The following is a 16658-nucleotide window of genomic DNA, read 5'->3' as shown; positions in this document are numbered from 1 at the left end:
TATGAAACTACATACATTACAACCTGCAAAAGGTTCTGTAAAAAGCCGAAAGAGAATCGGTCGTGGTACAGGATCTGGAAGAGGAGGAACTTCAACAAGAGGTCATAAAGGTGCTCAATCAAGATCTGGATATAGCCGGAAATTGGGCTTTGAAGGTGGTCAGATGCCACTTCAAAGAAGAGTTCCTAAGTTTGGCTTCAAGAGTCTTAATAGAATCGAATGCAAACCAATTAATTTAGACGTATTACAATCAGTAGCTGAAAAGCTTAATACTGACACTGTTACGTTTGATACTTTGGTAGAAAATGGATTGGTTTCTAAAAAAGATGTTGTAAAAGTCCTAGGAAGAGGCGAACTTACGGCGAAATTAAACGTAAGTGCTCATTATTTCTCAGCTTCTGCTATAGAAACTATTGAAAAATTGGGCGGGACTGTTAACAAGATTTAACCAATGAAAAAATTTATCTCAACAGTTAAGAATATCTTTTCTATTGAAGATTTAAGGATCCGTATCCTGAATACAATCGGTTTTCTGATTGTATTCAGATTGGGTTCTTATATCGTATTACCAGGTGTGGATCCTAGCCAACTGAAAGAATCCTCTGAGGGTATTTTCGGTTTGATAGACACTTTCCTGGGGGGGGCATTTAGTAATGCTTCTATCTTTGGATTAGGTATTATGCCTTATATCTCTGCATCTATTGTATTGCAATTATTAACTGTTGGAGTACCTTATTTTCAAAAGCTTCAAAAGGAAGGTGAGTCTGGAAGGAAGAGAATCAACCAAATTACAAGAGTGTTGACCATCTTGATTACCTTGGCTCAAGGTGTGGGGTATATTACCGCTACTATTCCTAATGAAGCCATCATGGTTAGTAAGACATTATTTACCTTTAGCTCTCTTGTACTATTGGCTTCAGGTACCATGTTCTGCATGTGGCTTGGAGAGAAAATCACTGAGAAAGGAATTGGTAATGGTATTTCAATGCTGATCATGATCGGTATTATCTCTAGATTCCCAGGAGCAATTTTGGGTGAGGTAGTATCAAAAGGTACATCTGGGGCATTGTTGTTGATCATTGAATTCTTTGTGTTGTTCTTCGTTGTTGTAGGCGTAGTAGCCTTGACAGAAGCGACTAGAAGAATACCTGTACAATACGCCAAGCAAGTTGTTGGAGGTAAAGTATACGGAGGTCAACGTCAGTATATCCCTATAAAGGTAAATGCCTCTGGTGTGATGCCTATCATCTTTGCACAGTCATTAATGTTTGTGCCTGCATTGGTAGCTCAAATTTGGGCTTCGGAAAGTGACATTGCCAATTATATTGGTAACACATTCAGTAGTCCTACATCTTGGCAGTACAACTTGGTATTTGCTATCATGATTATTCTGTTTACCTTTTTCTACACTGCAATTACTGTTAATCCAGAACAAATTGCTGAGGATATGAAAAGGAATGGAGGATTTGTTCCTGGTGTTAAGCCTGGAGCGCCAACAGCAGATTTTATAGATAATATAATTTCAAGGATTACCTTACCAGGATCTGTATTATTGGCAGCTGTGGCTATTATGCCTGCTTTCGCTATGATGGCTGGAGTTAGTAATCAGTTCTCAGGTTTCTATGGTGGTACATCTTTACTGATTATGGTGGGTGTGATCATGGATACCTTGAGACAAATAGAAAGCTATCTACTGATGAGGCACTATGAAGGAATGATGAAGAGTGGCAACATGAAAAACAATCCTTCAAATTACGCAGTAGCATAATATGATACATTATAAGACTTCAGAGGAAGTCCAGTTAATAAAAGAAAGTGCTCAAATATTAGGTAAGGCTCACGGAGAAGTGGCCAAACTTGTAAAGCCAGGGGTAAAGACCGCTGACTTAGATAAAGTTGCTGAAGAATTTATAAGGGATCACGGAGGTATACCTTCATTTAAAGGATACAATGGTTTTCCCGCCTCACTTTGTATTTCTGTGAACGAAGTAGTCGTTCACGGATTTCCAAGTGGGTATGTTTTGAAAGATGGCGATATAATCTCAATAGATTGTGGAGTCTTTCACCAAGGTTTTCATAGCGATTCCGCTTATACTTACCCTGTCGGTGAAGTTTCCCCAAAAGTATTGTCATTGCTCAAGGCAACCAAAGAATCATTGTATTTAGGTATTGAAAGTGCAATTGCCGGTAAAAGAATCGGAGATATTGGAAATGCCATTCAAAAGTATGTTGAAGCGAAAGGCTACACAGTAGTCAGAGAGCTTGTGGGACATGGAGTGGGTAAAAGTTTGCATGAATCTCCAGAGGTTCCTAATTACGGTAAAAAAGGGAGTGGTCCTTTATTGAAAGAAGGTATGGTGTTGGCGATTGAGCCGATGGTAAATTTAGGTACGAGAAATGTGGTTCAAGAAAGAGATGGATGGACTATACGTACTGCAGATAGAAGAGCCTCGGCACATTTTGAGCACACTGTAGCTATATTTGAAGACAGGACAGAAATACTTACAACGCATCAATACATAGAAGAAAACTTTAAATTCTAAATATGGCTAAACAAGCATCTATAGAGCAAGATGGTACTATAATAGAAGCGTTATCCAACGCTATGTTTAAGGTGGAACTGGAAAATGGACATCAATTGATTGCTCACATTTCCGGTAAAATGAGAATGAACTATATAAAGATCCTCCCTGGAGATAGGGTAAAACTAGAAATGTCTCCATACGATCTTTCAAAGGGCAGAATTGTATATCGATATAAATAAAATGTCATGAAAGTTAAGGCATCTATTAAAAAGAGAAGTGCGGACTGTAAAGTGATCAGAAGAAAAGGAAAGCTTTACGTCATCAACAAGAAGAATCCTAAGTTTAAACAAAGACAAGGTTAAAAAATTATGGCAAGAATTGCAGGTGTTGACATTCCCGACAATAAGCGCGGTGAAATTGGCTTAACCTATATTTTTGGTATAGGTAGAAGTTCTGCTAGAGCGATCCTTACTAAAGCAGGTATTTCGTTTGATAAGAAAGCGGGTGAGTGGTCAGATGATGAGTCTACTACTATTAGAAATATTATCGCTGAAGAATTCAAGACTGAAGGTGTTTTGAAATCAGAAGTGCAGTTGAGCATCAAGAGATTGATGGATATCGGTTGTTACAGAGGTCTTCGTCACAGAAAAGGACTTCCTGTAAGAGGTCAAAAGACTAAAAACAACGCTAGAACTAGAAAAGGTAAGAGAAAGACTGTTGCTAACAAGAAGAAGGCAACTAAATAAATCTTGATATAGATTATGGCTCAAAGAAGAAACGATAAAGCTAAAGGAAAAAAGAGAGTTGTTAAGGTGGAAGCTGTAGGCCAGGCCCACATCAAAGCTTCTTTTAACAACATCATCATTTCCATTACCAATAATTCAGGTCAGGTTATTTCATGGGCTTCTGCCGGTAAAATGGGTTTCAGAGGTTCTAAAAAGAACACTCCATATGCTGCCCAAATGGCCGCTCAGAACTGTGGACAAGTTGCTTATGACCTTGGCTTAAGAAAAATTGAAGTGTTTGTAAAAGGTCCAGGTTCAGGTAGGGAATCAGCTATCAGAACCTTGCAAAACGTAGGTCTTGATGTTACTACGATTATAGATGTGACTCCGCTTCCGCATAATGGATGTCGTCCTCCTAAACGTAGAAGAGTTTAATTTAACTAAGAAATAAGAATGGCTAGATATAGAGGTCCAAAAGCGAAAATTTCTAGAAAATTCGGAGAGCCTATCGAAGGACAAAGCAAGGCACTTCAGAAGAAAAACTACCCTCCTGGTCAACACGGTAGAGGTAGAAGAAAGAAGCAATCAGAATATGCTATTCAGTTGTCTGAAAAGCAAAAAGCAAAATATATTTACGGAGTTCTAGAGAGACAATTCTCTAAAATGTTTGATATCGCTTCTAGAAAGCAAGGTATCACGGGTGAGAACCTTCTTCAATTGTTGGAGGCTCGTCTTGATAACACTGTTTATAGATTGGGTATCGCTCCTACTCGTAGAGGTGCAAGACAGTTAGTTTCACATAAGCATATCCTAGTGAATGGTGAATTGGTAAACATTCCATCATACACTTTGAAGCCTGGTGACATTGTATCTGTAAGAGAGAGATCAAAATCTCTTGAAGCAATTACTGCTAGTCTTGCGGGTAGAGGTGCAAACCGCTATTCATGGTTAGAGTGGGATAATAATTCGTTATCTGGTAAGTTTGTAAGTGTCCCTGTTAGAGAGGATATCCCTGAGAACATCAAGGAACAACTTATCGTCGAACTATACTCTAAGTAATAACTAAACTTTCTGACTTAAAAGAACTATTGATATGTCCATACTTGCATTTCAAATGCCCGAAAAAGTGGTGATGGAAAAAGCTGATGACTTCCACGGCTTATTCACCTTTAAACCACTAGAAAAAGGTTACGGGGTTACAATTGGTAATGCGCTGAGAAGAATCTTGCTCTCTTCCTTAGAGGGCTACGCCATCACCTCGGTGAAATTACCTGGTGTAGTTCATGAATTCTCTACTATCGAAGGCGTTGTGGAAGACGTTACTGATATAATTCTTAATCTTAAGCAAGTTAGATTTAAGAAGATCCACGACTCTATAGATGGTAAGATTACTGTGGAAGTAAAAAACCAAGATGTTTTTACTGCTGGAGATATCGCTAAGTTCACCTCATCTTTTGAGGTTTTGAACCCAGATTTGGTAATCTGTCACTTGGATGATTCTAAAAGCTTTGAAATTGAGCTTACTGTAGAAAAAGGTAGAGGATACCTTCCTGCAGAAGAGTCTAAACCAAAAGAGCAGGTGTTCGGAGTTATTCCGATCGATGCTATCTTTACACCAATTAAGAATGTAAAGTACAGTGTTGAGAACACTAGGGTAGAGCAAAAAACTGACTTTGAAAAATTGATCTTAGAAGTTTCTACTGACGGATCAATTCACCCTGAGAAGGCGCTTCAAGAATCTGCTAAGATCCTTATCCAGCACTTTATGTTGTTCTCTGACCAAACTATGGTTATTGATACTCCAGGTGGAGATTCCCCTGAGCCGATTGATGAAGAATTCTTGCACATGCGTAAGTTGTTGAAGACTCCGCTTAGCGATCTTGATCTTTCCGTTAGGGCATTTAACTGCCTGAAAGCTGCCGATGTGAAAACATTGGGAGACTTAGCAAGATTAGAAATTTCTGACATGATGAAGTTCAGGAACTTCGGTAAAAAATCACTTGCTGAATTGGAACAATTGATCCAAGAGAAAGGATTGCAGTTCGGCATGGACATATCTAAGTATAAACTTGACGAAGAATAATAAAAGATGAGACACGGTAAGAAATTTAATCACCTTGGCAGGAAGGCTTCTCATAGAAAGGCTATGCTTTCTAATATGGCTGCCTCTCTCATTCTTCACAAGCGTATTTCTACGACGCTTGCCAAGGCCAAGGAGTTGAAAAAATATGTAGAGCCTCTAGTGACTAGAGCCAAAGAAGATACTACCCATAACAGACGTGTAGCTTTTTCTTATTTGCAGAACAAGGAAGCGATCAAAGCGCTTTTTGGTGAGGTAATTGAGAAAGTAGCTAGCAGACCAGGTGGATACACTAGAATTATCAAGACTGGATTTCGTCTAGGTGATAATGCTGAAATGTGTATTATCGAATTGGTTGACTTCAACGAATTGATGTTGAAAGAAGCTAAGCCTGAAGCTAAGAAAACCAGAAGAAGCCGTAGAGGTACTGGTAAAGCAGCTGAGGCTACAGGTGCTACAGAAGCTAAAGCAGAAGATGCTAGTGCTTCTGAAGATAAAGCAGCAGATAGCGATGCAGGTTCAGAATCTGAAAAGTCTGAATAATAAATGCATTCATTATATTAAATATAAAGAGGGGTTGAACTTTGGTTCAATCCCTTTTTTATTATCCTTTTGAAAATTATTCTGTCTCTTAGTGATAAAATCCTTAAATTTGGGCATTCAATTTCAATAAATGGACAAACAAAAAGCAACCCTTCTTCTTCAAGATGGTACCGTATTTCACGGGACCCTAATTGGTAAACATGGTACTAATGGCGGTGAAATCTGTTTTAACACAGGTATGACCGGTTATCAGGAAATTTACACGGATCCATCTTACACTGGACAAATTATTGTAAATACTACACCCCACATCGGTAATTATGGTGTGATTGACACAGAGGTTGAATCTGACGCTCCTACCATTGCAGGTATTGTTGTGAACAGTTTCTCTGAAATCTACAGTAGATTGGATGCTACTGAATCATTGCAGGATTATCTGGAGTCAAATGGTATTACAGGAATTGCTGATGTGGATACAAGGAAAATTGTAAGACATATCCGTTCTAAAGGAGCTATGAACGCTATCATCAGCTCTGAATTTGACAATATTGAGGACCTGCAGAAAGAATTAGATAAAGTTCCTGATATGGATGGACTTGAGCTTTCTTCTCAAGTTTGTACCAAGGAACCGTATTTTGTAGGTGATGAAAATTCATCTATTAAAGTAGCTTGTTTGGATTACGGAGTTAAGAAAAATATTCTTAGATGCTTGTCAGAACGTGGAGTTTATATCAAAGTGTTTCCAGCCAAATCTTCCTTGGAAGAAATGGAAGCTTGGGCTCCTGATGCTTATTTCCTTTCTAATGGTCCTGGTGATCCGGCAGTAATGGATTATGCAGTAGAGACTGCTAAACAAATCTTGGATTTAAACAAGCCTGTGTTTGGTATTTGTCTTGGACACCAGATCATTGCTAGAGCCTGTAATGTATCTACTTATAAGATGCACCATGGACATAGGGGCTTAAACCACCCTATCAAAAACTTGATTACTGGTAAGAGTCAAATTACTTCCCAGAATCATGGTTTTGTGGTGACCAAAAAAGATATAGATGAAAATGATGCCTTAGAAATCACTCATATCCATCTTAATGACCAGACAGTGGCTGGTATTAAATTAAAGGATAGACCAGTGTTTTCTGTACAGTATCACCCAGAGTCTTCTCCTGGACCTCACGATTCCAGGTACTTGTTTGATGACTTCATCTCTTCAATCAAAAACTAATAGAACAACCTATAAACCTTTTAGAATTATGACATTGATTCAAGCAATTCATGCGAGACAAATTTTGGATTCTCGTGGAAATCCTACTGTGGAAGTAGACGTAGTAACTGACAGCGGTGCATTTGGTAGAGCAGCTGTTCCAAGTGGAGCTTCTACAGGTGTAAATGAGGCTGTGGAGCTTCGTGACGGCGATAAAAGCAAATACCTAGGTAAAGGTGTTTTGAAAGCTGTTGAAAATGTAAATGAAATTATCCAACCAGAATTGATCGGACAGTCTGTTTTTGACCAAAGAGGCATTGACGATTTGATGATCAAATTGGATGGTACAGATACTAAATCTAAGTTAGGTGCTAATGCTATTTTGGGTGTTTCTTTGGCAGTAGCCAAAGCAGCAGCTGATGACCTTGGTTTGCCTTTGTTTAGATATGTAGGTGGTACTAATGCCAAAACCCTTCCAGTTCCGATGATGAATATCATCAATGGAGGATCTCACTCTGATGCTCCTATTGCATTCCAAGAGTTTATGATTCGTCCAGTAGGTGCTGCTGATTTCTCTGAAGCTATCAGAATGGGTGCTGAAATTTTCCATCATCTTAAGAAAATCCTTCACGACAAAGGTTTGAGTACTGCTGTTGGTGATGAAGGTGGATTTGCTCCTAACTTCTCTGGAGGTACTGAAGAGGCGCTTGAGTGTATTTTAGATGCCATCTCTAAAGCTGGTTATAAAGCAGGATCTGATATCACTATTGCTCTTGACTGTGCAGCTTCTGAATTCTTTGTGGACGGAGTTTACGACTACAAGAAGTTTGAAGGTGAAGGTGGTGTAGCTAGAAATAGAGAAGAGCAAGTAGCTTACCTTGCTGAGTTGACTGAGAAATATCCTATCGATTCTATCGAAGATGGATGTGGCGAAGAAGACTGGGAAGGTTGGGCTATGTTGACTGCTAAGATCGGAGATAAAGTTCAGTTGGTAGGAGATGACCTTTTTGTAACTAACGTTAAGTTCTTGAAGAGAGGTATCGAAGAAAAGTCAGCTAATTCGATCTTGATCAAGGTTAACCAAATTGGTACTTTGACTGAAACTTTGGATGCTATTGAATTGGCTCATAAAGCTGGATTTACCGCAGTAATGTCTCATAGATCTGGAGAAACTGAAGATTCTACTATTGCTGATTTGGCAGTAGCTTGTAACACGGGTCAGATCAAAACTGGTTCTGCTTCCCGTTCTGATAGAATGGCTAAGTACAACCAATTGTTGAGAATTGAAGAATTATTGGCTGAGTCTGCTTATTTTCCTGGAAAATAATTCTTAGAAATATGATTAAGGAGCATCCCAAGCAATTGGGATGCTTTTTTTGTTTTAAAACCTTTCCTCTTATTTAGGAAGGGTCAGTGTAATTTTGTATTTTAATGATAGGGTAAAAGACTTTCATTTTGTCTTTTGTGAGGAGTCGTTAGTCAATACTATTCCCTATATTTGTTATGGTCAAAAAGCATCATTGAAATGGGGAGGTACCTGAAATATACTAAAAACTTCTACTTTATCTTTACTGTCCTTTTTATAATATGGATGGTGTTTATTGATACAAACGATATCATAAGTCAGTTTACACTTCGTTCTAAGCTTTCCAAATTAGAGGATCAGAAAGCGTTTTATTTGGAACGCAAAGCAAAAATTAAAGCCGAAAGAGAAGAATTGCTCAGTAATTATGAACTTTTGGAAAAGTTTGCTCGTGAAAGATATTTAATGAAGAAAAAAACTGAAGATCTTTATGTTATCGTTGAAGAATAAAATTTCGGGACTAGTACTTTTAATTGCCCTTGGTATTTCTTTGCTGCCATCAGAGGTGTTGGCCCAAAGGGAATTTTATGAAAATGAAGAGGAAAAAGTCCCTCTGAGTGATCGTTTATATTTTGGAGGTAATTTTGGTCTGCAATTCGGGTCAATTACTTATGTTGATGTATCTCCTTTAGTAGGAGTGATGATTACGGAACGGTATTCTGCAGGTTTAGGAATTACCTATCAATATTTGAAATACCGTGATTTTTCCGAGTCTTCCAATGTTTATGGAGGGAGGATTTTCAATCGTTATAATATATTTTCCAGTGTGTTTGCCCAAGCAGAGTTTGAAAGCCTCAATGTCGAGGCCTACAGGGAAACAGCTACTGGGGATATTGTAAGTAGAAGAGAATGGGAGCCAGGATTGTTTTTGGGAGGAGGTTATTTTATCCCTTTTGGAAGAAGAGGAGGGATGAATTTTACCTTGCTGTACAATGTTCTTTACGATAATCGAAATTTGCTTTATAATGAACCATATGTAATTAGAGCAGGTTTTGTACTTTAACAAACTCAATGATTATGGAATTCAAGGAATCTTTTATTGAAAAAATATATCAAACACATGCTCATTGCCCAGAATGCCCTTCCCCTATAATTGTTAGGGAGTTTTTTGAAGGATTGTTGGGTGTTCTTTTTCCAGAATATGCCGTCCAGATTTTAAGAGATCCCCAAGAGGTCGAAGATAGGTTGCAATACTTTATTGTTCAACTTCAAGCCATTTTGGGGCGGAATAAGAAGCTTATTGATAAAGATAGTGAGATTGTCGCCAAGGAGTTCTTTGGCAGCTTAGACAAGGTGTTTGACTCCATACACGAAGATATTGTGGCCATGTATGAGGGAGACCCTGCTGCGAAGTCCATTACGGAGGTTATCCGTAGTTATCCTGGGTTTTATGCCATTGCTGCCTATAGAATTGCTCACTCCCTTCATCAGCAGGGAGTGGCCCTGATTCCAAGGATGATAACCGAATTTGCACACAGTAAAACTGGGATAGAGATTCATCCTGGGGCGAAAGTTGGAAGGCATTTCTGTATTGACCATGGTACGGGAGTCGTGATAGGAGAAACCACGATTATTGGAGATAATGTTAAGATTTATCAGGGGGTGACTCTTGGTGCCTTGAGTGTCAATAAGGAAGATGCTGACATAAAGCGTCACCCAACCATTGAAGATAATGTTGTCATTTATGCTGGAGCAACGATTCTGGGTGGGAATACCATCGTGGGAGCAGACAGTATAATAGGAGGGAATGTGTGGTTAACAAAAAGTATTCCTGCCAAAAGTAAAATTTATTACCAAACTAAGATGTACAATGCCAATGCTGAAACCACTGATATGTTCATCTTCAAAAATGATGCTTAAATGAAATTGTTTGAGTTGATTGGAAATACTCCACTAGTGGAGCTTGAACACATACCTACCAATCCCAATGTTAAGATATATTGTAAGCTTGAAGGACAAAATCCCGGTGGAAGCGTAAAGGACCGTGCAGCATATAGCATGATTAAGTGTGCATTGGAGAGGGGTGAAATTAAGAAAGGCGATAAGTTAGTAGAAGCTACCAGTGGGAATACTGGGATAGCCCTGGCGATGATAGCCAAAGTTCTTGGTGTGGAAATGACATTGATCATGCCAGATAATTCTACGCGCGAAAGGGTTGTTTCCATGGAGGCTTATGGGGCCAAAGTAATATTGACGCCTGCCGCTAAGACCATTGAATATTCAAGAATACTAGCTGAAGAAATGGCCGAAAAGGAGGGGTATTATATCCTCAACCAATTTGCTAATCCAGATAATTATAGGGCACATTACGAGGGTACTGGGCCTGAGATATTTAAAGATACCAATGGTGAGATCACCCATTTTGTTTCGGCAATGGGGACAACAGGAACCATTATGGGAGTTTCAAGGTATTTGAAGGAGCAAAATTCAGCTATCCAGATTGTTGGTACCCAGCCAACAGATGGATCCAGTATTCCAGGCATTCGAAGATGGTCTCCAGAGTTTTTACCTAAGATCTATGAATCCACTAGAGTGGATCAGATTATTGATGTGAGCCAGTCTGAGGCTACAGAGATGACCCGTAGAATGGCAAAAGAAGAGGGTATCTTAGCAGGAATGAGTAGTGGTGGAGCTTTGCATGCAGCTATAAAACTAGCAGAAACTTTAGATTCAGGAGTGATTGTATGTATTACATGCGATCGCGGTGATAGGTATTTAAGTTCAGACTTATTTGGATAAGCAATAGTAATTCAACTTTATGAACCGAAATGTCAATTTGATGTTTCGGTTTTTTTTGTCCTGATTTTTTGCTTTTCAAGAACGATTTTTGGCTTGAGTCCGTTTGAAAATATGCTTATTTAAACAATTTATGAAAGAAGAGAAAAAACTTAAGCAAACTCTATTTTCTGCGCTTGATCTGGCGATAATAAGAGAAGGATTTGATGCGAGAGACGCTTTTGATAGGAGCTTGGATTTGGCCAATCAGCTTGAATATTTGGGATATAAAAGGTTTTGGTTAGCGGAACACCATAATATGCCAAATGTAGGTAGCTCTGCAACGGCTGTATTAATAGGGCATATTGCGGGAGGAACCAAGTCCATTAGGGTAGGGTCTGGAGGTATAATGTTGCCCAACCATACGCCATTGATGGTTGCTGAGCAATTTGGGACACTGGCAAGCCTTTACCCGAATAGAATAGATCTTGGGCTAGGTAGGGCACCTGGTACTGATCAAACCACAGCTAGAGCGCTTAGAAGGGATAGGATGGAGACAGTAGAGGAGTTTCCTAATGATCTAGAGGAGCTGCAGCTTTATTTTTCTGATGAAAATATTGATGGGGCAGTTAGAGCTGTGCCTGGAGAAGGGTTAGATGTGCCCATTTATGTATTAGGAAGTAGCATGAGCAGTGCAGTCTTAGCGGCGAAAAAGGGGCTGCCCTATGCTTTTGCAAGTCATTTTGCTCCTGCCCAATTCTTAAGTGCAATTCGATATTATAAAGATAATTTTCAGCCATCTGAATATTTAAAAGCACCTTATATAATTGCTTGTGTAAATATTATTGCCGCTGAAGAAGAAGAGAAGGCCCAAAAGTTAGCAACTTCTTTTTATCAAATGGCTTTGGGGATAATAAGGAGAAAATCATATCCCTTAAAAAGGCCTGTTGGGTCCATGGATGGCATGTGGTCTGAAGCTGAAGCCGCAGCAATAGAACAAATGCTAGCTTGTTCCTTTATTGGGACGCCATCAAAAATCAAGCGTGAATTGAATCAATTCCAGCAAGTAGCTCAAGTAGATGAAATTATGATTTGTTCACATATCTATGATCACGCGGATAGGATTAAATCATATGAATTGGCTAGAAGTTGTTTCAGTTAAGGTAATTCCATTTTTTGCTATTGTGGGTTCATTATAATGTTGTAATTTCACCACCAATCAAACTTTAGGGGTGCCTAGATTTATTCTGGCTGAGATAATACCCTTTGAACCTGAAACGGATAATTCCGGCGAAGGAAAAAGTTGCCTTGTCTTTTGTATGCCTGTTTGCTAGGACGGACTCCTGAAGTTTTTTAATGGATAATATATAGGAGTCAATTTACCCTCAAGATATAAGTGAATTAGCTTTTGCTAGTTTGAATAAAGGTGTAAGTCTTGGTTACTATTATAATAAGAGCCGTAAACGCGAATTATCAATTGATTATTCCAAGGTAATTACGGTGACTCATAATATTAAAAGATATTAACGGAAGTAAATATGGGTGATTTCAAGAAGTCCTATCCTTCAGTGTTGACGATTGCTGGGTCAGATAGTGGAGGAGGGGCAGGTATACAAGCTGATCTTAAAACCTTTTCCGCACTTGGGTGTTTTGGGACAAGTGTAATTACGGCTACTACAGCGCAGAATACGAAAGGGGTCTATGGTATTCATGATATTCCAGTTGCGCATATACTGGACCAGCTTCGAGCTGTATTGACTGATATTTATCCTAAAGCCATTAAGGTTGGTATGTTAAGCAGGCCTGAGATAGTCTGTGCTATTGCCAGTGAATTAAGAAATTATCCTGCAATTCCCATTGTATTTGATCCAGTGATGGTGGCTACTAGTGGTGACCGTTTAATTAATCAAGAGACGGTCGATGTGATCAAGTCAAAATTATTCCCTTTATCTCATATTGTCACCCCCAATCTGGATGAAACAGCTGTGCTGGTGGGAAGAGATGTTCAATGTGTTGATGCAATGCGAAAAGCGGGAGGGGAAATTTTATCTATGGGACCTGCCCATGTTTTGGTGAAAGGCGGACATTTGGCAGGAGACCAAATAGTGGATTTTCTAATAGGTGCTAGTGGTATTAATAAGGAATTTGAAGGGTGTAAAATAGAAACACTGAATACTCACGGTACAGGCTGTACTTTGTCTTCTGCAATTGCTGCTTATTTGGCCCGCGGATTAACAATGTTTGAATCAGTCGCGATGGCCAGGGATTATGTATTATCGGCTATAGAGGCTGGAAGGGAAGTGAAGGTTGGAGCAGGGCATGGGCCACTAAATCATTTTTTTGAACCTCAAAAATTAATAAAATATGAAATGGTCTGAAAAGGCATGGGAAGAGATTACCCCCTTATATGAGAAAATCCTGTCTATGCCCTTTAACCAGGAATTAAAAAATGGTGTTCTGCCGAAAGAAATATTTAAGTTCTACATGGCGCAAGATGCTTATTATTTGGGTGAGTTTGGAAAAGCGTTGAGTACAATTAGTGGGAGGCTGGAAAACCTGGATCAGGTCTTGGCTTTTTCTGAATTTGCTGCTGGAGCTATTGTTGTTGAAAGGGCGTTACACGAAAGTTACTTTAGAGAACTTGGCTTGCCAGATGAAATAGAGCCTACTCCATCATGTCAATTGTATACCAATTATATCCGAAACCAAGCTGCTTTTTCAAATATAGAAGTTGCTGTGGCAGCTATACTGCCATGTTTTTGGATCTATAAAAGAGTAGGGGATTATATATATTCAAAACAGGTAGGAGGTGGAAATCCTTATAAAAACTGGATAGCTACTTATTCAGGGGAGGAGTTTTCGGCCGCTGTATCAAAAGCTATTGAGATCACTGATGAATTGGCCAGTAGCGCAGGGGATAGGGCGCAAGAAGAAATGTTGGTTGCTTTTAAAATGGCTACAAAATTGGAATGGATGTTTTGGGAGAGTGCTTATCAGTTAGAAAAATGGCCTGTTTAAGCAAAGAAATAAAAGCACACCTATACTGCTTGGGTGTGCTTTATTCGTGGTAGGTGGTTTAAATAATATGTTTTATTCCTCTAACTCATTGCCTTTTTTGTTGTATTTCTTTGTGAACTCTATCTTTTCCAAACCAAAACTGATTTCATAAATTATATCTCCAGATGAATTACTGATTTCGTAAGCTTTATAGATGGGCAAAGATTTTGTTTTTTCCTTCGATAAGATGGTTTCCTTTACTGCCTTCGGGAGATCTTGAGGCTCAATTTCATTTTTCTTATTCTGAAGGAGATGTATGATAGGTGTTTTATTGGAAATTGAGTCTGCATCTGCTCCAATTAATGCAAAGGTGTTCAGGGCAAAAACTAATGCTAATTTTTTCATAAAGTTTACAATTGTTTTGGACGGTTTTTGGAGTGAGGTGGTAAATTCACTCGTTATTCTAATTGGTTTGTTTCAGCTATTGTGCCAAGATAGAATACGCCTTCTAATAGGTGTCATGACTAATTGTGTATCACTGATCTGTTCTTAATTGGAACAAATTGTGGATATGAATAGACAATTGATATTTGAAGGCTTATATTAAATTGGAGGTGAATCAAAGGTGCAGATTTACGGATTTACTCTCATTGGAGTTTTGAATAATTATTTGAAACATAATAATAATGGATTAAGTAGGATGCGTTATATTTATCGGAAAGATGAAACAGTATTTTTTTAATTTGATTAATTGATTAATAGCATGTCAAACAGTAAATCCAACGAAGGAAGAAGAAGGTTTATTAGGAACGCTTCATTGGCTACATTCTCTGCAGCACTAGGGGCAGAGATTGTCTTTGGTCGTAATTTGCCGAAAGATTATGTTCCAGTTGCATTTAAAGAAGATGATCCTTATCAACTTTTTAATAAACATAAGGACCTTATTGTGTTAAATAATAAGCCTTGGAATTTGGAGTCCCAACCTCATATTTTGGATGATAGGGTGACACCAGAGGATAAGATGTTTGTCAGAAATAATGGGTTGATTCCGAAAGATATTAATGTGCGTAATTGGACATTGGTCATTGATGGAGAGGCTGTGAACTCTCCAAAAACCTTCAGTTTGTCAGAGCTGAAGAATAAATTCAAGCATTATACTTATCAGTTGACTTTAGAATGTGGAGGGAATGGACGAAGTGAATTTTATCCTCCAGCCAGTGGGAATCAATGGAAAACAGGTGCTGTTTCCTGTGCCAATTGGACGGGAGTTAGACTGAAAGATGTTTTGAATGATGTAGGTATAACTGATGAAGCGGTTTATGTAGGTTATCATGCGGCAGATGTGCATTTGAGCGGGAATCCTGATAAGGAACCGATTTCTAGGGGAGTTCCTATTTCTAAGGCCATGCAAGAGGAAACTTTGTTGGCATTTGCCATGAACGGGAAGGATATTCCCTTAGCACATGGATATCCATTAAGGTTGGTTGCGGGCGGTTTTCCAGCTTCAGCATCTGGAAAATGGCTAAACCGTATTTCAGTGAGAAATATAGTCCATGATGGACCAAAGATGGCCGCTCCATCCTATAGGGTGCCCTGTAAGCCTGTAGCACCTGGAGAAAAGGTAGCAGATGAAGATATGTGTATTATAGAGTCGATGCCTGTTAAATCTTTGATTACTTATCCTAAAACAGGGGCTATGATTCGTTCGGGAGAATCATTGGAGATTAGAGGTCATGCGTGGGCAGGAGAATTGGAGGTTAGTGAGATGGAAGTGTCTATTGATTTTGGAGAGACTTGGCAGAAATGTCAGCTCGAAAAGCCAATTAACAGATTGGCTTGGCAGCATTTTAAATCTATTTTAAAGTTCCCTAAGGAAGGGTATTATGAGGTATGGGCAAAAGCTACGGATTCCAATGGAGTGGCCCAGCCGATGGTAGTCCCTGGATGGAACCCAAAAGGGTATTTGAATAATGCATGTCACAGAATAGCAGTAAAAGTGGGTTGAGATGAACAAAGAACTGATTAATTCTTTAAGAGGCCTTCTAGGGCTTTTGCTGGGGCTATCAATATTTTTGGTTGTATTTATGGTAGGCCTTTTGGTTATCAATCAAAATCCTGAATTGTTGTTAAGTGAAGAGGAAGAAGAAAAACCAGCCCCTTTAGTTCAGGATGATGTGGTCAAGGATGGAATTCATGTTGCGACAGGCTTGGTGGCCAAGGAAGGATATGAGCTAGTGGTAGCTAATTGTACCAATTGTCATGCAGCAGATTTAGTGATTCAAAATAGGGGTGATAAAGCGCATTGGGTGTCACTGATAAATTGGATGCAGGAGACACAAGGGTTATGGGATTTGGGCGACAATGAAGAGATTATCGTTGCTTATCTATCAGAAAATTATGCCCCCATTCAAAAAGGCCGAAGAGCAAATCTTGCAGAGATTGAATGGTATGAGTTGAAGAAGTAACTTGTGTTTTTTATCAATAGAGTGCTTGTGGGAAAAAGGAGTTT

Annotated in this window: 22 protein-coding genes and 1 riboswitch; of the genes, 21 read left to right on the top strand and 1 reads right to left on the bottom strand. The window is 39.0% G+C overall.

What is annotated here, in order from left to right; translation table 11 throughout:
- The first annotated feature begins 1 nt into the window (after position 1).
- From rplO to KMW37_RS18955, 19 genes are all read left to right on the top strand, one after another.
- On the top strand, positions 2–448 hold the full coding sequence (gene rplO / locus KMW37_RS19045) for a 50S ribosomal protein L15 (protein WP_215226244.1): 447 nt from the start codon (positions 2–4) through the stop codon (positions 446–448).
- 3 nt (positions 449–451) lie between these two features.
- Entirely contained in the window at positions 452–1768 is a 1317-nt protein-coding gene (secY, locus tag KMW37_RS19040; protein ID WP_215226243.1) for a preprotein translocase subunit SecY, read from the top strand.
- A 1-nt stretch (position 1769) separates the two neighbouring features.
- The gene (map, locus tag KMW37_RS19035) at positions 1770–2543 is read left to right on the top strand and encodes a type I methionyl aminopeptidase (RefSeq protein WP_215226242.1); all 774 of its coding nucleotides are present in this window, start codon (positions 1770–1772) and stop codon (positions 2541–2543) included.
- Positions 2544–2545: 2 nt separating this feature from the next.
- The gene (gene infA / locus KMW37_RS19030) at positions 2546–2764 is read left to right on the top strand and encodes a translation initiation factor IF-1 (protein ID WP_186754549.1); all 219 of its coding nucleotides are present in this window, start codon (positions 2546–2548) and stop codon (positions 2762–2764) included.
- 6 nt (positions 2765–2770) lie between these two features.
- Positions 2771–2887 (top strand): type B 50S ribosomal protein L36, encoded by a 117-nt coding sequence (ykgO, locus tag KMW37_RS19025; protein WP_009053196.1) that lies wholly within the window; start codon positions 2771–2773, stop codon positions 2885–2887.
- A 6-nt stretch (positions 2888–2893) separates the two neighbouring features.
- Complete coding sequence (gene rpsM / locus KMW37_RS19020) at positions 2894–3271, top strand: 30S ribosomal protein S13 (protein ID WP_186754556.1); 378 nt, start codon at positions 2894–2896, stop codon at positions 3269–3271.
- 15 nt (positions 3272–3286) lie between these two features.
- Positions 3287–3685, top strand: coding sequence for a 30S ribosomal protein S11 (gene rpsK / locus KMW37_RS19015; RefSeq protein WP_015264093.1), 399 nt, complete (start codon positions 3287–3289; stop codon positions 3683–3685).
- A gap of 18 nt (positions 3686–3703) precedes the next feature.
- Positions 3704–4309, top strand: coding sequence for a 30S ribosomal protein S4 (gene rpsD / locus KMW37_RS19010; RefSeq protein WP_215226241.1), 606 nt, complete (start codon positions 3704–3706; stop codon positions 4307–4309).
- Between the two features lie 34 nt (positions 4310–4343).
- A complete protein-coding gene (locus tag KMW37_RS19005; protein ID WP_186754564.1) occupies positions 4344–5333 on the top strand; it encodes a DNA-directed RNA polymerase subunit alpha in 990 nt (329 codons plus the stop codon).
- A 6-nt stretch (positions 5334–5339) separates the two neighbouring features.
- A complete protein-coding gene (gene rplQ, locus KMW37_RS19000; protein WP_215226240.1) occupies positions 5340–5873 on the top strand; it encodes a 50S ribosomal protein L17 in 534 nt (177 codons plus the stop codon).
- A gap of 130 nt (positions 5874–6003) precedes the next feature.
- Positions 6004–7095: a glutamine-hydrolyzing carbamoyl-phosphate synthase small subunit gene (carA, locus tag KMW37_RS18995; RefSeq protein WP_215226239.1), complete on the top strand. Its 1092-nt coding sequence runs from the start codon at positions 6004–6006 to the stop codon at positions 7093–7095.
- A gap of 28 nt (positions 7096–7123) precedes the next feature.
- Entirely contained in the window at positions 7124–8401 is a 1278-nt protein-coding gene (gene eno, locus KMW37_RS18990; RefSeq protein ID WP_215226238.1) for a phosphopyruvate hydratase, read from the top strand.
- Between the two features lie 198 nt (positions 8402–8599).
- The gene (locus tag KMW37_RS18985; RefSeq protein WP_215226237.1) at positions 8600–8887 is read left to right on the top strand and encodes an FtsB family cell division protein; all 288 of its coding nucleotides are present in this window, start codon (positions 8600–8602) and stop codon (positions 8885–8887) included.
- On the top strand, positions 8868–9440 hold the full coding sequence (locus KMW37_RS18980) for a hypothetical protein (RefSeq protein WP_215226236.1): 573 nt from the start codon (positions 8868–8870) through the stop codon (positions 9438–9440). The genes KMW37_RS18985 and KMW37_RS18980 overlap by 20 nt, the downstream gene beginning before the upstream one ends.
- 14 nt (positions 9441–9454) lie before the next feature.
- A complete protein-coding gene (epsC, locus tag KMW37_RS18975) occupies positions 9455–10297 on the top strand; it encodes a serine O-acetyltransferase EpsC (protein ID WP_215226235.1) in 843 nt (280 codons plus the stop codon).
- Positions 10298–11176 carry a cysteine synthase CysM gene (gene cysM, locus KMW37_RS18970; protein WP_215226234.1) on the top strand — a complete coding sequence of 293 codons (879 nt, stop codon included), beginning with the start codon at positions 10298–10300 and terminating at the stop codon, positions 11174–11176.
- Positions 11177–11306: 130 nt separating this feature from the next.
- Positions 11307–12314 carry an LLM class flavin-dependent oxidoreductase gene (locus KMW37_RS18965; protein WP_215226233.1) on the top strand — a complete coding sequence of 336 codons (1008 nt, stop codon included), beginning with the start codon at positions 11307–11309 and terminating at the stop codon, positions 12312–12314.
- Between the two features lie 56 nt (positions 12315–12370).
- Positions 12371–12468: riboswitch (TPP riboswitch) on the top strand.
- A gap of 222 nt (positions 12469–12690) precedes the next feature.
- A complete protein-coding gene (thiD, locus tag KMW37_RS18960; protein WP_215226232.1) occupies positions 12691–13530 on the top strand; it encodes a bifunctional hydroxymethylpyrimidine kinase/phosphomethylpyrimidine kinase in 840 nt (279 codons plus the stop codon).
- A complete protein-coding gene (locus KMW37_RS18955; protein WP_215226231.1) occupies positions 13517–14170 on the top strand; it encodes a TenA family protein in 654 nt (217 codons plus the stop codon). Before thiD ends, KMW37_RS18955 begins: the two co-directional genes overlap by 14 nt.
- A gap of 72 nt (positions 14171–14242) precedes the next feature.
- Here the strand turns inward: KMW37_RS18955 and KMW37_RS18950 are convergent, their stop codons facing one another.
- Positions 14243–14554: a hypothetical protein gene (locus KMW37_RS18950; RefSeq protein ID WP_215226230.1), complete on the bottom strand. Its 312-nt coding sequence runs from the start codon at positions 14552–14554 to the stop codon at positions 14243–14245.
- A gap of 358 nt (positions 14555–14912) precedes the next feature.
- Here KMW37_RS18950 and KMW37_RS18945 point away from each other — a divergent pair, with 358 nt between their 5' ends.
- Together KMW37_RS18945 and KMW37_RS18940 are read left to right on the top strand one after the other, a co-directional pair.
- On the top strand, positions 14913–16154 hold the full coding sequence (locus KMW37_RS18945) for a sulfite oxidase (protein ID WP_215226229.1): 1242 nt from the start codon (positions 14913–14915) through the stop codon (positions 16152–16154).
- A 1-nt stretch (position 16155) separates the two neighbouring features.
- Entirely contained in the window at positions 16156–16614 is a 459-nt protein-coding gene (locus KMW37_RS18940; RefSeq protein ID WP_215226228.1) for a hypothetical protein, read from the top strand.
- Positions 16615–16658 lie beyond the last annotated feature (44 nt).

Source organism: Echinicola shivajiensis (genome assembly GCF_018642165.1).
GTDB classification, from domain to species: Bacteria; Bacteroidota; Bacteroidia; order Cytophagales; family Cyclobacteriaceae; genus Echinicola; species Echinicola shivajiensis.
The sequence above is the reverse complement of the archived record's forward strand: the minus strand, read 5'-3'. Positions and strand labels throughout refer to the sequence as shown.

Excerpts from the sequence above, each read along its gene's own strand:
- rplO (WP_215226244.1), top strand. The coding sequence starts at position 2 with ATGAAACTACATACATTACAACCTGCAAAAGGTTCTGTAAAAAGCCGA.
- secY (WP_215226243.1), top strand. The coding sequence starts at position 452 with ATGAAAAAATTTATCTCAACAGTTAAGAATATCTTTTCTATTGAAGAT.
- map (WP_215226242.1), top strand. The coding sequence starts at position 1,770 with ATGATACATTATAAGACTTCAGAGGAAGTCCAGTTAATAAAAGAAAGT.
- infA (WP_186754549.1), top strand. The coding sequence starts at position 2,546 with ATGGCTAAACAAGCATCTATAGAGCAAGATGGTACTATAATAGAAGCG.
- ykgO (WP_009053196.1), top strand. The coding sequence starts at position 2,771 with ATGAAAGTTAAGGCATCTATTAAAAAGAGAAGTGCGGACTGTAAAGTG.
- rpsM (WP_186754556.1), top strand. The coding sequence starts at position 2,894 with ATGGCAAGAATTGCAGGTGTTGACATTCCCGACAATAAGCGCGGTGAA.
- rpsK (WP_015264093.1), top strand. The coding sequence starts at position 3,287 with ATGGCTCAAAGAAGAAACGATAAAGCTAAAGGAAAAAAGAGAGTTGTT.
- rpsD (WP_215226241.1), top strand. The coding sequence starts at position 3,704 with ATGGCTAGATATAGAGGTCCAAAAGCGAAAATTTCTAGAAAATTCGGA.
- KMW37_RS19005 (WP_186754564.1), top strand. The coding sequence starts at position 4,344 with ATGTCCATACTTGCATTTCAAATGCCCGAAAAAGTGGTGATGGAAAAA.
- rplQ (WP_215226240.1), top strand. The coding sequence starts at position 5,340 with ATGAGACACGGTAAGAAATTTAATCACCTTGGCAGGAAGGCTTCTCAT.
- carA (WP_215226239.1), top strand. The coding sequence starts at position 6,004 with ATGGACAAACAAAAAGCAACCCTTCTTCTTCAAGATGGTACCGTATTT.
- eno (WP_215226238.1), top strand. The coding sequence starts at position 7,124 with ATGACATTGATTCAAGCAATTCATGCGAGACAAATTTTGGATTCTCGT.
- KMW37_RS18985 (WP_215226237.1), top strand. The coding sequence starts at position 8,600 with ATGGGGAGGTACCTGAAATATACTAAAAACTTCTACTTTATCTTTACT.
- KMW37_RS18980 (WP_215226236.1), top strand. The coding sequence starts at position 8,868 with ATGTTATCGTTGAAGAATAAAATTTCGGGACTAGTACTTTTAATTGCC.
- epsC (WP_215226235.1), top strand. The coding sequence starts at position 9,455 with ATGGAATTCAAGGAATCTTTTATTGAAAAAATATATCAAACACATGCT.
- cysM (WP_215226234.1), top strand. The coding sequence starts at position 10,298 with ATGAAATTGTTTGAGTTGATTGGAAATACTCCACTAGTGGAGCTTGAA.
- KMW37_RS18965 (WP_215226233.1), top strand. The coding sequence starts at position 11,307 with ATGAAAGAAGAGAAAAAACTTAAGCAAACTCTATTTTCTGCGCTTGAT.
- thiD (WP_215226232.1), top strand. The coding sequence starts at position 12,691 with ATGGGTGATTTCAAGAAGTCCTATCCTTCAGTGTTGACGATTGCTGGG.
- KMW37_RS18955 (WP_215226231.1), top strand. The coding sequence starts at position 13,517 with ATGAAATGGTCTGAAAAGGCATGGGAAGAGATTACCCCCTTATATGAG.
- KMW37_RS18950 (WP_215226230.1), bottom strand. The coding sequence starts at position 14,554 with ATGAAAAAATTAGCATTAGTTTTTGCCCTGAACACCTTTGCATTAATT.
- KMW37_RS18945 (WP_215226229.1), top strand. The coding sequence starts at position 14,913 with ATGTCAAACAGTAAATCCAACGAAGGAAGAAGAAGGTTTATTAGGAAC.
- KMW37_RS18940 (WP_215226228.1), top strand. The coding sequence starts at position 16,156 with ATGAACAAAGAACTGATTAATTCTTTAAGAGGCCTTCTAGGGCTTTTG.